This window comes from Anaerocolumna aminovalerica, assembly GCF_900115365.1.
Taxonomy (GTDB): Bacteria; Bacillota; Clostridia; order Lachnospirales; family Lachnospiraceae; genus Anaerocolumna; species Anaerocolumna aminovalerica.
Window position 1 is genome coordinate 1 of sequence record NZ_FOWD01000004.1, and the last position, 14,954, is coordinate 14,954.

Genomic DNA, 14,954 nt, shown 5'->3' on the forward strand with positions numbered 1-14,954 from the left:
AAACATAGAACACCACCTGAAAAAGTATTTTAGATAGTTTTCCTCTGAACTGATAAACGTTACCGCCTTATTGCATATACGAAGTACCCTGAAAGGGTCAACATCCAACTTATTCGTAAACTGTTTATCAGACAGAGGCATCAGTCTTTCGATAACGAGGTCATAAAAATGCCTCAAGGAGAAATCGATGTCACTCTATCTAATACAAACATTATACAGAAACATTCTGTATAATGATACAGTTAATAAAGGGTTATAGGTTACCTTTATCAACCTAAATATATTATATAAGGAATTATAAAAATGAAGTATATTAGACCAACAGCTAAAGTTGTAAAAAGAATCAAGTGTGAAAAACCTGATGCGGCATACTGTGGATGCGCGTGCTAGTTATTTGATTAAATGTGAAAGAGGTGAAATCGTGTTAAAGAAAAAAACAAAACAAAATATTAAGAAAGACAAAAAGAATAAAACATATGAATTACCATCTATGTTAGATAAAAACGAACACAGTAAACTATAATACATCAGTGTACAAGAAATGGTTAGTATATAAGAAACTAACCATTTCTTGTAATATTTTGGAGGAGAGTATGAATTATAACTTAAAAAAATACGTTAAAAAAAGATTAATGATAGTATTATATTAGTTCCTATTGATGATAATGTTGAGAGAAATTTTATTGAATTGAATGATACTGGTGCTAACATTTTTGAAAAATTAGAAAATGGGTATTCAATAAATGATATTATAAATGAATTGAAAAAAATTTACATAGAAGAAACTGAAATCATTAAAAATGATGTCGAAGACTTCTTGTTATCGTTATTTAATTATGGAATTTTATCGTTAGAAGATCATGATATTGGTAGATATGATGAATTCGAATATGATATCACGGATGTATATAGCAAAATGCAAACATATTATTTTAAGAATAATATACCTTTTAAATTCTTTTTAGAATTAACTTATAATTGTAATCTAAGATGCCCTCATTGCTATATTCAGGAAGATCTAACAAAAGAAAACGATTTTATAGATAAAAATATTGTATTTAAAACTATAAATCAAATTGAACAATTAGATGGTGTGGAATTGATCATAACAGGCGGGGAAGCAACATTGCATCCAGATTTATTTGAGATTTTAGAATACGCTACTAGCAAAAATCTTCTTGTGACATTACTCACTAACGGATTAAACTTATATGATGAAGAATACTTCGAGAGATTGATAACACTTCCATTAGTTGATATTAGGATCTCGTTATACGGAATAAGCAAAATTCATAATAATTTTGTACATAAAACACAAGCTTTCGAAAGGTCATTCGAGGTTCTTAAAAAATTGAGAAAACGAAAGGGCTTAGGTACAGGAGTATATGTACTAACTAACTTTAATATAGATTGTCTAGATGAAGTGGTTAAGCTTGCAGAAACAAACGGCGTACCTATAGTAATCACCCCTACAATTATGGCTACCGCAAAGGGGGATAAAAAGCCTCTAGATTATCGCTTAAGCTATGACCAATTAAAATATTTTACAGGAAAATACTTAAAAAATTTGAATGGTTCTATATGTACAGCTGGTATTAGCCGATTCAGAATTACTCCAATGGGAGATGTTAACCCTTGTGAAATGATGAGGCATGTTAAAATCGGTAATATACATGATAATGATTTATTTGAAATTATGGAAAGTAAGTCAAGAAAAGAGTGGATTACATATTTTCATAAAATGAATAATGAACATGAATGCAACAATTGCAGTAAAAAGAAATTTTGTAACTATTGCCCTGGGTTGTTTCATGTCGAAAATGGTTCGTTTTTAACAAAAAGTTCTTTTGTATGTATGTTTACAAATCTTAAAAATGAATATGTACTTTCGATAGGAGAATAGTATGGAGATGCTAAAAGATATAAAATTTAATAATACTTTTGTTTTTCAAGGATTAGAAAAATATTTTGGATTAGATTGTGAATATTCTTATGAAGATAAAAATGATCCATATATTGTACTTTTTGTTACAGATGAATGTAATTTAGATTGTAAATATTGTTTCTGTAAAAATAGTACAAGTATTAAGAATCATGTTCCTAAATATTCTTATCAGGATTTAGTTGAATTTTTAAATGTAAATAATTTTGATAATGGAACAATACGTTTCTTTGGTGGAGAACCATTACTAAATAAGAAATGGATATTTGGATGTATTCAATATATAAAACAAAAGGGCTTAAACTTTAAGTACAACATTTTTACTAATGCAACACTAATTGATAAGAACTTCATAGAATTGTGTAAAAAAGAGGATGTTATACTGTTCTTAAGTATAGAACCTAACATTGCCATTAGTAGTAGAATCGATAAAGAGGGAAATAATATTTATAATATTGTATGTGAAAATATTAAAATATTAAAAGAAAATAATTATTTAAATAAATGCATAATAAGAGCAGTTTACGATATTGATAAGAGTATGGATTTATTTGAGTTTGCAAAACAAATTATCGATTTGGGATTTCCAATGATTTCAATAACAATTCCTTGGACAACAAAAGGGACAAATATTATATTAAATGATGAAAAACTATTAATATTTAGGGAGCAATTAGAACAATTTGTTAAGCACTACATTGAAAATATATTTAACAGAAATTTTAAGTATATAGGTATTCACCCATTTTGTTCTTATATCAATTCCTGGTTTTCAGACGATGTATATTTAGATATTAATTCTTGTGGAGCAGGTAAGGACTTATATAGTATATCTACAGATGGAAATATATATCCATGTCATTCTTTTAATGGTATTGAAAGTTTTATAGAAGGAAATATAAAAAGCAAGGATAAAGTCAGGAGAATATTTGATGATATTAGTGCTTTAAATATAGATAATTGTACTAATTGTATACTTAAGTATACTTGTAGATCAAGATGTTTAGCTGATTCATATTATTATAATGGTAGTATAGTAAAACCTAATTTATATAAATGCTTTATAGAGAAAGAGATAGTTGCTGCTAGCGCACATATTTATCAAAATATAAAGAAACATACTAAATTACTAAATGTATACAAAAGATTGGTATCAAGGGGGTCAAATTATTATGGCGGAAATAACTGATGAGATAATTATTTTACATAAAGTAACTAGTATTGAAGAAATGACTATTATAGATGAATATTGTAAAGAATATGATTATAAAAAATATGTTGGGAATTCCAACTTAAATGAAACAAAATGCTATATTATTAAATATGATAATTCACCAATTGGATTTTGTGGATATTCAATTAAAAGCGTAAATGATCAAATTATTACTTATCCATATATATACATAAAAAATAAAATAGCTAATCTATCTATCAGCAGTATGTTTAAACTTATATCTCATATATTTAATGAAGAAAAATGTGATAAAATATTATTTACCGTATATTCGAATAATAAAAATATGATTGGTATTTTAAAGAAATTCCAGATTAAATGTGAAGGAATTTTTAAAAAATCAGTTATAATAGAGGATACATTATTGGATAAATATATTTATTCTATTCTATTTAGTGAATTTGAAAAATATAAAAATTTGGTGGATAATTTTATATGGAAGAAATATTCTTTTTAATATTTATATTTATATTTATTTTTAATAACAAAAAAAAATATATTATATTATTTTCGATTGCATTAATAATTATTACAAATTATAAGCTTGATATAAGTTTTTATAAAATAGTATTCTTTTTATTAGGTATTATAATAGCGCCTATGGTAACCAATTTAACGTATTTGTTAACATATAAAAAAATTCTACCTTTAAATAAAAAGTATTTTAAAAAAGTATATATTAAATTAGATATAATTATAGATGTATTATTTGAGGAAATAATATGGAGAGAAATTTTCATCAGATATATAATTAATAAATTTAAAAATGTATATCTAGAATTAATTATTATTTGCTTTTTAAGTTTTCTATTTGTAATAGCACATAAAATAAGAAGTAAATTTCAATTTACTGAAATGTTTTTATATACTTTATTATTATCTTTTTCATCTTTGCTTTTAAATGGTATTAATTTTGGATTGCATTTGGGAAGAAATAATTATGTCTCTTTTTTAGAAAGTGTGTGGAAAGATTATGAATAGTTTTAAAAATATAATATTTGATAAAAGCTTAATTAAATTTAATTGGAATTCCATTAATTTTAAAATGAAGAATGCAAAAGTCATTAAGATTAAAAAAGATCAAACTAATGTATATTTAAAATATAGCGTAGAAGGATATTGGATTAATTGTGTATTCGGAATAATTGAAATTAATACCCAGTTACAGGATGCTTTAATACACGCATGTAATTATTTGTTTAAAAAATATGTTGATGTTTTTAAAGTTACAATTTGCATATGGGAAGATGACCAAGCTAGTAGAGACTTTTTAACTAATATAGGATTTGAGCAAGAAGTAATAATTCGTGATTATATTATATTTGAAAATAAAAAATATAGCATAATTATTATGTCGATTTTTAGGGAGGACAAAAATGATCAAATTAGTTAATGTAAATAAAAAAATAGGTAATGAATACATTCTTAAGAATGTTAATATAAGTTTCAATAATGGAAATATATATGCACTAATTGGACCAAATGGAGCGGGAAAAACTACAATTATAAGTATATTGTCAAAATTAATGGAACCAGACACAGGTGATTTAATATATGAAAACGGGAGCAAGAATGTTTATTTGTTATTATCCGGTGAAAGAAATCTATATTATAAAATAACTGTGAAAGAGAATATTTATTATTTTGGAATTATAAGAGGTCTTTCTAAAAAGCAAATCAAAAATAATATAGATACCTATAAGGTAAAATGTGAAATAGAACAATTATTTAATAAAAAAGTTGAAACTTTATCCTATGGGCAAAAGAGAATTGTTGCCACATTCATAGCTATGGTTTGTGGTAGTAAATGTATTATTTTAGATGAAGTAACAGAAGGATTAGATGTTGAATCAAAAACAATTTTGTCTAAAATGCTACTTGAAGTTAAAAAAGATAAAATTGTGATATTGGTTTCTCATGATTTGGAATTTATCGCAACTTGTACTGATTTTAATGTTTTTATAAAAGATGGAACGATAATTACAGTTAATGATAAAGTAGATGAACTAAAAACATTATATAATCAATATATGCAATCAAAGGGGGAGTTACAATGAGGTATATAAGAGCAATATTTGAGGAATATAAAATTAATATTCTAGAGTCTTTTAGCTATAAATTCGGGATTATTTCTGACATTCTAGTCTTTGGAATACTTCAAGTTTTCTTATTTTTTGCTAACACAGGTTCATCATTATCGAATACTTATAATTACAATAATAGTAAAGAACTTCTGCTTATTGGGTATATAACATGGATGCTTTCCTGCACGTGTATATCAAATATAGGTGGTGAAATTAAAAATGAAATGGCAATAGGAACCTTCTATCATAAAATAAATGTTGCGATACCTATACATATATTATATATTGGTAAGTTACTAGCTTCTATTACTATGCAAGTAATAACAATTAGTACATTAATAATAATGTCAAATATTTTATTTGGTGTAGAGCTTAGTTTTAATTTTTATATAATTATTACTATACTGGTATGTATGAGTGGTATGTATGGCATCGGGTTAGCAATAGGTGGTTTCGCGGTGTATTATAAACAAATAAGTAGTATAATATTTATAATTCAATTGCTTTTATTATTTTCAACAGATGTATTAACAAAAAGTTCAATGTCATTATTCAAGTTTATACCATTAACATTTTGTATAGATCTGATTAGAAAATTAGCTTCAGGAGTGCATTTTAGCTCTTATGAGTACCTACTATATATTATTATATGCTTTATTTTTTATTTATTAGGAGTTTTCGTGTTAAAATTTATGATAAAGTGCGCAAAAAGAAAAGGAAATTTACTACATTTTTAAATTTAAATAATATAATTAAAAGGAATGTATATATGAAAATAATGAGTATTTTACATGGTTCTTCATTTGGTGGAACAGAGCAACATATCCTTAATTTATTACCAGGGCTATCTAAAGGAGGAGTTGATTGTTGCGTATTAACGGATCAGCAGGATTTAATTAGAAAACTATGTACTAAGGGTATCGAAAATAGACATATAAGTTTTAATAATCCATATAAGGCAATTTTAGAATTAAGAAAATATATTGATAATAGGTGTGATATTGTGCATGCCCATAGAGTGGATAGTCTTGCATTTGTAGTTTTTGCACTAACAAATATAGACATCCCGATTATATGTACTATACATAGTATCTATAAAGATGAAATATTGCAAGTTACTGATCCTAAAAGTGGAAAAGTAATCTCTTTTAGTAGTAACTATTTGTTAAATAGAGTAAATACAATAGTAGCAATTTCAAACGCAGTAAAGCAGTCACTAATAAATGCAGGCATTAATGAACATAAGATTAAAGTTATATTTAATGGTGTAGAAAAATCGTCTTGTGTAAAAACTTCTAGCAATTATAACTATACTATAGGTTTTGTCGGAAGATTGCACTATGAAAAGGGTCCAGATATTTTAATAGATGCTTTTAAAATCTTAAACGATAAATACCCTAACTTAATGAGATTACATATTATTGGAGATGGTCCAATGAAGTCACAATTGATAGGATTTGTTAAAGCAAATGGTCTTGAGAGTTTATGCAAGTTCGAGGGTTATGTTTCAAATCCAATAGAAAAGTATTGTAATTTAGATGTCCTTGTATTACCATCAAGAGAAGAAGGAATGGGTTTAGTACTGCTTGAAGCATTTAGTACTAAAGTACCTGTAATCGCAAGTGAAACTGGAGGAATTAAAGAACTGATTAATAATAATACGGGAATTCTTTTTGAGTGTGAGAATAGTAAAGCATTGGCTGAAAGTATAGAGTTGCTGTATAAATTTCCTGAGATATCAAAAAAACTAATTCAGAGTGCTTATGAATTATGGAAAAATAATTATACTGTGAATCATTTTGTACAGAAACATATAGATTTGTTAAATTGTATATAGTGAATACAAATAATGTTCTTTATTATATCAAGCAAAATAGTTTACTTTAGATAAATAGTAGTTTGTATTATTGTAATTGTATATTAATAAAAATGAGGGCAAGGAGAGATATTTAATAAATACACTCTTTTTATCATGCTGAAGTAAATGGTGGTTTATGTGTAATTAGACAAAGAATGCACCATTACTGGCGGTACATACCTGATTATTTAGCAACACTGGTTTGTGACATTCCTCAGGAAGTATTTCTGACCATTGTAGTAATTCTTTTATGAAATACAGGCGTATATCCTCCTGATGTTTCTTATTTTAGTGAGCAGATTTCCTGCTGTAGTTTATACAAATATTTTCGGCTATTTGGTTTTATCTTTCTAAATAGTCCACCCATTCAGCTTTTAATTCCTCATAATTTTTTTGAAATACATCTTCACATTTTTCCATGTAGTACAGTAACTTAATACGGTATCAAAAGAATATGATATATCTGTGTATTTATATACTTCCCCTCTCAAGATATTAAATAGAGTATCTTTAGAAAACTTCTTTTAATCTCCTTTGGATATAAATGTACGATATCTTTTTTCAAGTAAGCATAGTAGTAATATACAATAGCTTACCTTTACTTATATTTATTTCCAATATTTACGTTGATGAGCTCTCATCTTTTTTATTTGGAACCTTTTACGTTGTAGAATTTTATTATAAGCAGCAACTTTAAAAGATAAGATAATTTCTTGTTGGTTTGTCAAACATATGTTACACCATACTTCAAGAAATTCATGAGAGTAGTTCTAGGAGATTTCCATCCTAGAGGTCTCATTGGAAAGTTATTATAATCCCTTCGGTTATATATACTTAGCTGCTTTGAGAAGTCATCAAAAGAAAAGAAACTGTGTGTAGCATAGAATCTTTCATTATCTTTCCGATGACTGCGTTCCACTTTACCATTATGTCTTGGTGTGAATGGACGGATTAATTTATGCTTAATTCCTAAAGATTGTAGCTTTTTTTCAAACATGGAAGGGTCTGTCTTATTACTTCCAAATCTCTTTGTGAATTCAAAGCCATTGTCTGTTTGTATACACTCAATGGGCATAGGGAAGGCCTTAATCAAATGCTCAAGGAATTGAGTAGAAGTATAAGTGCTGGACTCGTTAAACGCCTCTACAAAACGAAATCTGGAGTATTCATCAATAGCAGTGTATTGATAGAATTTCTGTCCTTTCGCATCACCAACGATACAGGCAGTTGGAACGTGTTTCACATCGACTTGTACACGCTGGCCAGGATATTTCATTTGCTCATAAGGCTTGGGAATATATTTTGGGTTAGGTGGTTTAACAGCCATTAACTTTTCTTTTCTAAGAAAGCGATATAAACCCGGAATAGAACGTTTGTATCCACGTTGCATGAGCTTTACCCAAAAGACAACAAGGCCTTCATGTGGATTACGGCGCCGCATATCATGAATAAGTTTTATTTCAGCCTCGGTATGTTGATTGGGGTGTGAATGAGGTCTACGTGATAGATCTCGTAAAGACTCCATAGAGCCATCAAAGCGACGTTTCCAACGGTAGATGTATTGTCGGTTGGTCTTATATTTGACAGCAGCTTTGGTTACACCAAATTTTTCAGCATATTTAATTAATGATAGACGGTATCTCATATCTTGTGTTATACTAGCCATACGGAAACGCTCCTTTGTTGATGTTTTGGTTGTGGTGATTAAAATATAACACAAAAGAGATGTTTCCGTATTTTATTTTCTTTTAAATGTAACACATGTATTGTAATCCTACACAACTTTAAAAGATAAGATAATTTCTGGTATTGACATTGTGCAAAAATGTTATTATAATGAGGATAATATAAAGATTATTATTCAATTTATTTATATAAAGTTATTATATAATCGCAAATAAGTTTATAGTGCATAAATACGGAATTAAATATTTACACTAGTTTGTGCATTTTTATTTTGCATGTTATCCATTAGGCTGTTTAATACATATTACATACTGAGTAAGGAGATCCATTATAATGAAGCTTACTTTTTATTATCCAAAGTTATTTGCATTTCGCATGTAATTGATTATTTAAGATACCTTTTAAATAATTATTACAATATATATCAATAAGGAGGATAAGTATGAAGAAAATGTGGAACAAGATAGTAATGATCTTATTTGCTATGACATTACTAGCAATTTTTACCGTAGGATGCAGTAAAAAGGAAGATAAGACAAAATCTACGGATGCAAATTCAACCCAATCAAATGAAAAAAAGGAAGAAGCGGGGGCAGGAGAAGAAGCAAAAGAGAAGACAACGAAAGAAAAAACAATAGTTACTGTTTACACAGGCCGTGATAGTGCAGTTCTTGAGTATATTGAACCATTATTTGAAGAAGCACATCCGGAATATGATGTAGAATTCCTAAATATGGGTGCTCAAGAGATTTTAGAGCGTGTCCGTGGTGAAAAAGAAAATCCCCAGGGTGATTTCTGGTGGGGAGGTACACAAGCAGCATTTGAAATAGCTTCATCGGAAGATTTACTAGAAGTATATCGTCCAAGTTTTGCAGATAGTTTTCCTGAAGAATATAAAGATGCTGGAGATCGCTGGTATGGTGAAATTCTTCTTCCGGAAGTAATTATGTACAATACCGACATGTTAACCGGTGATGATATTCCAAAGGACTGGGAGGATTTACTGGATGCAAGATATAAGGATCAGATATTGATTCGTAATGTTCTACCTTCCGGAACTATGAGAACTATTTATAGCTGTATGATTGCAAAAGAAGATGCATCCAATCCTGAAAAAGGTTATGAATGGCTTAGAAAGCTGGATGCCAATACCAAAGAATATACCCAGGACCCTACCAATCTTTATTTAAAGATGACTCGTCAGGAAGGTTCTTTATCCTTATGGAATTTACAAGATATTATGATTCAGAAGATGACCAATAATCAACCATTTGGTTATGTAATGCCAGAAAGTGGTGCACCAATACTGGTAGATGCCGTTGCAATTGTAAAAGGTGCTAAGAACTTGGAAGGTGCAAAAGCTTTTTATGAATTTATTTTTAATGATAAGATTCGTCTGGATTTAGCAGAGAATATGTTCCAGATTCCAGCTCAGGCTAATATTCCAAAAGAACAGCTTCCTCAATGGATACAAGATTTGGATTTAAGAGCCATGGAAGTGAATTGGAAGGTTATTGCTGAAAAAGAAATGGAATGGATGACTTATTGGGACGAGAATATAAAAGATAAAAATTAATACTGATACATATTGGAGAAGGGCACATAGGTTAACCAGCCCGCCCTTTTCCCTTTATAAGGAGAGAACACCATGGCTGATGTAATATTAGAACATGTGAATAAAAAATTTGGTAAGTTTACGGCGGTACAGGATGCAGACTTTCATATTAAAAGCGGAGAATTCTTTACCTTTCTCGGTCCCAGTGGTTGCGGAAAGACTACTACATTGCGGATGGTAGCAGGATTTAGTTATCCAAGCGAAGGCAGAATCCTATTTGACCAAAGGGATGTAACCACCCTTGCACCAAACAAAAGAGACATTGGTATGGTTTTTCAGAATTATGCATTATTTCCCCATATGACAATTGGAGAGAATGTTGCTTTTGGCTTAAAAATTCGTAAAATAAATAAGCAGGATATTAAGAAACGTGTTGCAAGAGCTTTGGATTTAGTTCATTTATCCGGATATGAAAATCGAAAAGTTCATGAAATATCAGGTGGGCAGCAGCAAAGAGTGGCATTAGCCAGAGCATTGGTTATAGAACCTAAGATTCTGCTATTAGATGAACCTCTCTCTAATTTAGATGCAAAATTAAGAGATGATACAAGAAGTGAAATTAAAAGATTACAAATGGAGCTAGGAATAACAACCATCTATGTAACACATGATCAGTCAGAGGCAATGGCAATTTCTGACCGTATCTTAATTATGAAAAATGGTATTATGCAGCAAATTGGTACACCTTATGAAGTGTATGCAAAACCAAAAAACAGTTTTGTTGGGGAATTTATTGGAAAACATTCTATTTTTATAGCTTATATAGAGAAAATTGAAAATGATAAGATATATATCAAATTAAAAGATGGAACAAGTTTAGTAGGGTTGAAAGAAAATGCGGTTTCGGATATTCAATTAAAGCCCACAAAAGAAGTTTTGGTAGCTATACGTCCGGAGTGTGTAGAACCTTACCTTAATCAGGAGATAAATAGATTGGATACGAAAGTGATCCATTCCGAGTTTACGGGAATGAGTGCTAATTACCAGCTTGACTTAGCAGGAGATACTCTTAAGGCAACGATTATAAATCAAGGGGAAGTTCTTAAGAAGAAAGGTGAAAGTCTGGCTGTACATATACCGGTAAAGAGTTTGTACTTCTTAAATAAGGAGGTCAACCATGAAGAAAGATAACAGTAGTTTTTCTGTTACTAAACTTCCCATTAGCGCAAGACCTTGGTTTATATATATTATATTGGCTCCAATCTTTTTTATCTTATTAGGTTATGTTGTATATCCATTATATCGTGTATTTATTGACAGTTTTTATGTAGATGGAAAGTTTAGTCTGGAACTTTATAAAAGATTTTTTAGTTTATCCAGTATGACCAATATACAAGCTACCTGGAATAGTTTATACATATCTGTTTTAAGCGTAATCAGCTGTGGTATCGTCGGCACCGCTTTGGCTTTTCTTTTAGAAAGCTATGAATTTCCAGGTAGAAAGGTACTAAAGGCTTTTGCTGTAATTCCCATGGCTCTGCCATCCTTAATCGGAGCCATTTCTTTTGATTTCTTATATGGAAGCACCGGAATTATTCCAAGGGGATTAAAAGAAATATTCGGACTTGCAAATGTCCCATTTTATCTAAAGGGAATAGCAGGAGTTATTGTAGTACATACCTTTACTATGTATACCTATTTTTATTTGCCAATATCGGCGGCTTTACGTAACAGGGACAGTTCACTGGAAGAAGCGGCACTAAATTTAGGTGCCTCCAAAGGACAGGTTTTTCGCAGAGTGACCCTGCCGATGTTAACACCTTCTTTAATAGCAGCCTCTTTACTGGTTTTTATGATTTCTATGGCTTCCTATACAGCGCCTTTAATATATGGAATCGATAGAACTTTAACAATGCAGATTGTATTATCCAGAACCAACGGAGATTTGGGAATGGCATCTACTCAATCTACAATTCTAACTGTTATTTCGGTAGCCTTTTTGATCATTATGCGTTTGTATGAGGGAAAACGAAATTATGCCAGTGTAAGTAAAGGGGCAGCAGTACATAGAAAAGAAGTAAAAAGTCAATTTAAAAAGACATTGGCTATTGTAGCCTCTATTATTGTTGTGATCATTCTGCTTTTACCTATTTTAACTATTATATTAATTTCTTTTTCTGAAGATGGAACTTGGACATATCAAGTTTTGCCGCCGAAATATACAATTACCCATTATGTTGAATTGTTTACTAATGCTAAAACCTGGAGGCCTATTAAGAATAGTTTAATTATGAGTTTAATTGCTACTACAGGTAATGTAATTTTTGGTGTCATGGTTGCTTATGCAGTAAACAGAGTAAAATTTAAAGGAAAAGGAATCATTGATAAATTAATTATGGTACCTTGGGCACTTCCTGGTACAGTAGTGGGTATTAGCCTTATCGCAGCATTTAATGTTCCCTCTGTATTTAGCTTTGGTAAAGTTATTGTAGCAACTTTTTGGATTATACCGTTAGCTTATTTTGTAAGACATTTGCCATTGATTTACCGATCTACCTATGCGGCTTTTTCCCAAACAGATACATCCTGTGAAGAAGCAGCCAGAGGCCTTGGGGCAAACTGGTGGTATAGTTTTTGCAGAGTGGTTCTTCCAATGGTAGCAGGAGGAATTGCATCTGGAGCCATCTTAGGCTTCGTACAAGGAATTGGTGAATTTGTAGCTTCCATATTGTTGTACACTCCAAGAAGTGTTCCTATATCCGTAGCAATTTATCAAAAAATGTATTCCTTTAATTTTGGAACGGCCTGCGCATATGGTGTATTGCAAATTGTGTTAGTTGCTATTTTATTACTAATATCTGAAAAACTAAAAGGTGATTCGAAAATATCTGCAATCTAACTTCATCGGGGAAGTCCTCCCATCTGTAACAGGGGGCAAGGACTTGCCTGTTTTATCAGGAGTTAGAGTGATAGCTATATAATTGAATTTAGAGAAAGAAGGTAGTTCATGAATATGAATTCTTATGAAGAAATGAAAGAAAGGGTAAGGCTTGAAGACGGAGATAAGTTTCCGGCAAAGTCTTTTACAGAACTGGTTTTAAAACCTGCATATGATAATGCAAAAGAGAAGTTATTGGATCCCATGATGGAAGTAAACTATGCACATTTGATTATGCTGTATGAACAAAAGCTATTAGGTAAGGAAGATGCAAAAAAGATTGGAAGAGCTTTAGAGGAACTAGATTTAGACCGGTTTCGAAAGGGAGATTATACCGGAGAATACGAAGACCTGTTTTTTGAAGTTGAAGATGCATTGCTAAAATCTGCTGGTGATATTGCTGGAAACTTGCATCTTGCACGCAGCAGAAATGATATGGGAGTTACCATGTATCGAATGGTAATGAGAGAATATTTGCTGGAAGTAATGAAATCTTTACATAAGCTGATAGAGACCTTTACCTGTCTGGCAGAAGAACATAAAGATACTGTTATGGTAGCTCATACCCATACACAGCAGGCACAGATTTCAACATTAGGTCATTATATACTTGCAGTTTGTCAAATACTAAGCCGTGATATGGATAGGCTGAAACATGCATTTAAGACAGTAAATAGAAGCAGCATGGGAGCCTGTGCCATTACAACAACAGGATTTCCAATTGATAGACAGGTAATGGCAGATTTGCTTGGATTTGATGAAATGGTTGTAAACAGTTACGATGCCATCGGTGGCGGAGATTATTTAGGTGAAACAGCAACTGCTATTATGCTGGCGGCTATTGACGCAGGAAAGGTAGTTCAGGACTTTCTTTTGTGGGCCACACAGGAATTTAATGTTTTACGAGCCGGGAATCCTTATGTACAAGTAAGTTCCATCATGCCTCAGAAACGAAATCCGGTTTCCATTGAACATTTAAGATCCCTCCTTTCCACATCCATAGGTAATTGTCAAACTTTATTAACCATGTTGCATAATACGCCTTATGGAGATATTGTTGATACGGAAGATGATGCACAGCCATATGGCTGGATGGCCTGTGAAATCTTATCAAAATCATATATCTTGTTTTCAAATGTAATGTCAACTATTGAAGTGAACAAAGAAGTATTGCTTCAACGTGCCTATAATGGTTTTGCCACCATTACAGAATTAGCGGATACCTTGGTAAGAGAAACAGGTGTGCCATTCCGGAAAGCTCACAGTGTGGCAAGTAAACTGGCAGAAGAGTATGTGGCAAAAGGTAAATCCATTCAGGATATGGATGAAGAACATGTTAAATCAGTATTTGAACAAGTGACCGGTTCAAAATGGGAAATAGATTATGCAAAAATAAAAGAAAGCATTGATCCAAAGCATTTTGTAAATATACGTAATATAAAAGGAGGCTGTGGGCCTGAGGCAATGGAGGATATGCTTAAGGAAGCTTATAAAACCAATGATTCACATAAAGAGTGGATATCTAAAAAACAAGAATTAATAATAAATGCCCACAATGACTTAAGAAATCGTATTCATAGCTTATTGGACAAATAAGCTAGTAAAATACTTATAAAAAGGCAGATATTTTATAGTTTGAAAATTATACTTTGGCAGG

13 protein-coding genes are annotated in these 14,954 nt (G+C 30.7%); 12 read left to right on the forward strand and 1 reads right to left on the reverse strand.

Features of this window, described 5'->3' with window-relative positions; genetic code table 11:
• Positions 1-682 precede the first annotated feature (682 nt).
• From BM183_RS03110 to BM183_RS03145, 8 genes are read left to right on the forward strand one after another with little or no spacing between them, the layout of a single operon-like run.
• Positions 683-1,903, forward strand: coding sequence for a PqqD family peptide modification chaperone (locus BM183_RS03110; protein ID WP_479688677.1), 1,221 nt, complete (start codon positions 683-685; stop codon positions 1,901-1,903).
• 1 nt (position 1,904) lies between these two features.
• Positions 1,905-3,131 (forward strand): radical SAM/SPASM domain-containing protein, encoded by a 1,227-nt coding sequence (locus BM183_RS03115; RefSeq protein ID WP_091684323.1) that lies wholly within the window; start codon positions 1,905-1,907, stop codon positions 3,129-3,131.
• Positions 3,115-3,633: a GNAT family N-acetyltransferase gene (locus BM183_RS03120; RefSeq protein ID WP_091684324.1), complete on the forward strand. Its 519-nt coding sequence runs from the start codon at positions 3,115-3,117 to the stop codon at positions 3,631-3,633. The genes BM183_RS03115 and BM183_RS03120 overlap by 17 nt, the downstream gene beginning before the upstream one ends.
• On the forward strand, positions 3,612-4,157 hold the full coding sequence (locus BM183_RS03125) for a CPBP family glutamic-type intramembrane protease (RefSeq protein WP_091684325.1): 546 nt from the start codon (positions 3,612-3,614) through the stop codon (positions 4,155-4,157). Before BM183_RS03120 ends, BM183_RS03125 begins: the two co-directional genes overlap by 22 nt.
• Entirely contained in the window at positions 4,150-4,569 is a 420-nt protein-coding gene (locus BM183_RS03130) for a GNAT family N-acetyltransferase (RefSeq protein ID WP_091684326.1), read from the forward strand. Before BM183_RS03125 ends, BM183_RS03130 begins: the two co-directional genes overlap by 8 nt.
• Positions 4,553-5,233 carry an ATP-binding cassette domain-containing protein gene (locus tag BM183_RS03135; protein WP_091684327.1) on the forward strand — a complete coding sequence of 227 codons (681 nt, stop codon included), beginning with the start codon at positions 4,553-4,555 and terminating at the stop codon, positions 5,231-5,233. The genes BM183_RS03130 and BM183_RS03135 overlap by 17 nt, the downstream gene beginning before the upstream one ends.
• On the forward strand, positions 5,230-5,997 hold the full coding sequence (locus BM183_RS03140) for an ABC transporter permease (protein WP_091684328.1): 768 nt from the start codon (positions 5,230-5,232) through the stop codon (positions 5,995-5,997). Before BM183_RS03135 ends, BM183_RS03140 begins: the two co-directional genes overlap by 4 nt.
• 32 nt (positions 5,998-6,029) lie before the next feature.
• A complete protein-coding gene (locus tag BM183_RS03145; protein WP_170847874.1) occupies positions 6,030-7,097 on the forward strand; it encodes a glycosyltransferase family 4 protein in 1,068 nt (355 codons plus the stop codon).
• Between the two features lie 745 nt (positions 7,098-7,842).
• On the opposite strand, the gene BM183_RS03150 is transcribed toward BM183_RS03145, so the two are convergent.
• Positions 7,843-8,784 carry a DDE-type integrase/transposase/recombinase gene (locus BM183_RS03150; protein WP_091684330.1) on the reverse strand — a complete coding sequence of 314 codons (942 nt, stop codon included), beginning with the start codon at positions 8,782-8,784 and terminating at the stop codon, positions 7,843-7,845.
• Between the two features lie 462 nt (positions 8,785-9,246).
• Between BM183_RS03150 and BM183_RS03155 the strand changes: the two genes are divergently transcribed.
• The 4 genes from BM183_RS03155 to argH all read left to right on the forward strand — a co-directional run bounded on the left by BM183_RS03155 (position 9,247) and on the right by argH (position 14,893).
• A complete protein-coding gene (locus BM183_RS03155; RefSeq protein ID WP_242960828.1) occupies positions 9,247-10,380 on the forward strand; it encodes an extracellular solute-binding protein in 1,134 nt (377 codons plus the stop codon).
• Positions 10,381-10,452: 72 nt separating this feature from the next.
• Positions 10,453-11,550: an ABC transporter ATP-binding protein gene (locus BM183_RS03160; protein ID WP_091684331.1), complete on the forward strand. Its 1,098-nt coding sequence runs from the start codon at positions 10,453-10,455 to the stop codon at positions 11,548-11,550.
• Positions 11,537-13,258 (forward strand): ABC transporter permease, encoded by a 1,722-nt coding sequence (locus BM183_RS03165; protein WP_091684332.1) that lies wholly within the window; start codon positions 11,537-11,539, stop codon positions 13,256-13,258. Before BM183_RS03160 ends, BM183_RS03165 begins: the two co-directional genes overlap by 14 nt.
• Positions 13,259-13,366: 108 nt before the next feature.
• Positions 13,367-14,893, forward strand: a complete 1,527-nt coding sequence (gene argH / locus BM183_RS03170; RefSeq protein ID WP_091684333.1) for an argininosuccinate lyase — start codon at positions 13,367-13,369, stop codon at positions 14,891-14,893.
• Positions 14,894-14,954 lie beyond the last annotated feature (61 nt).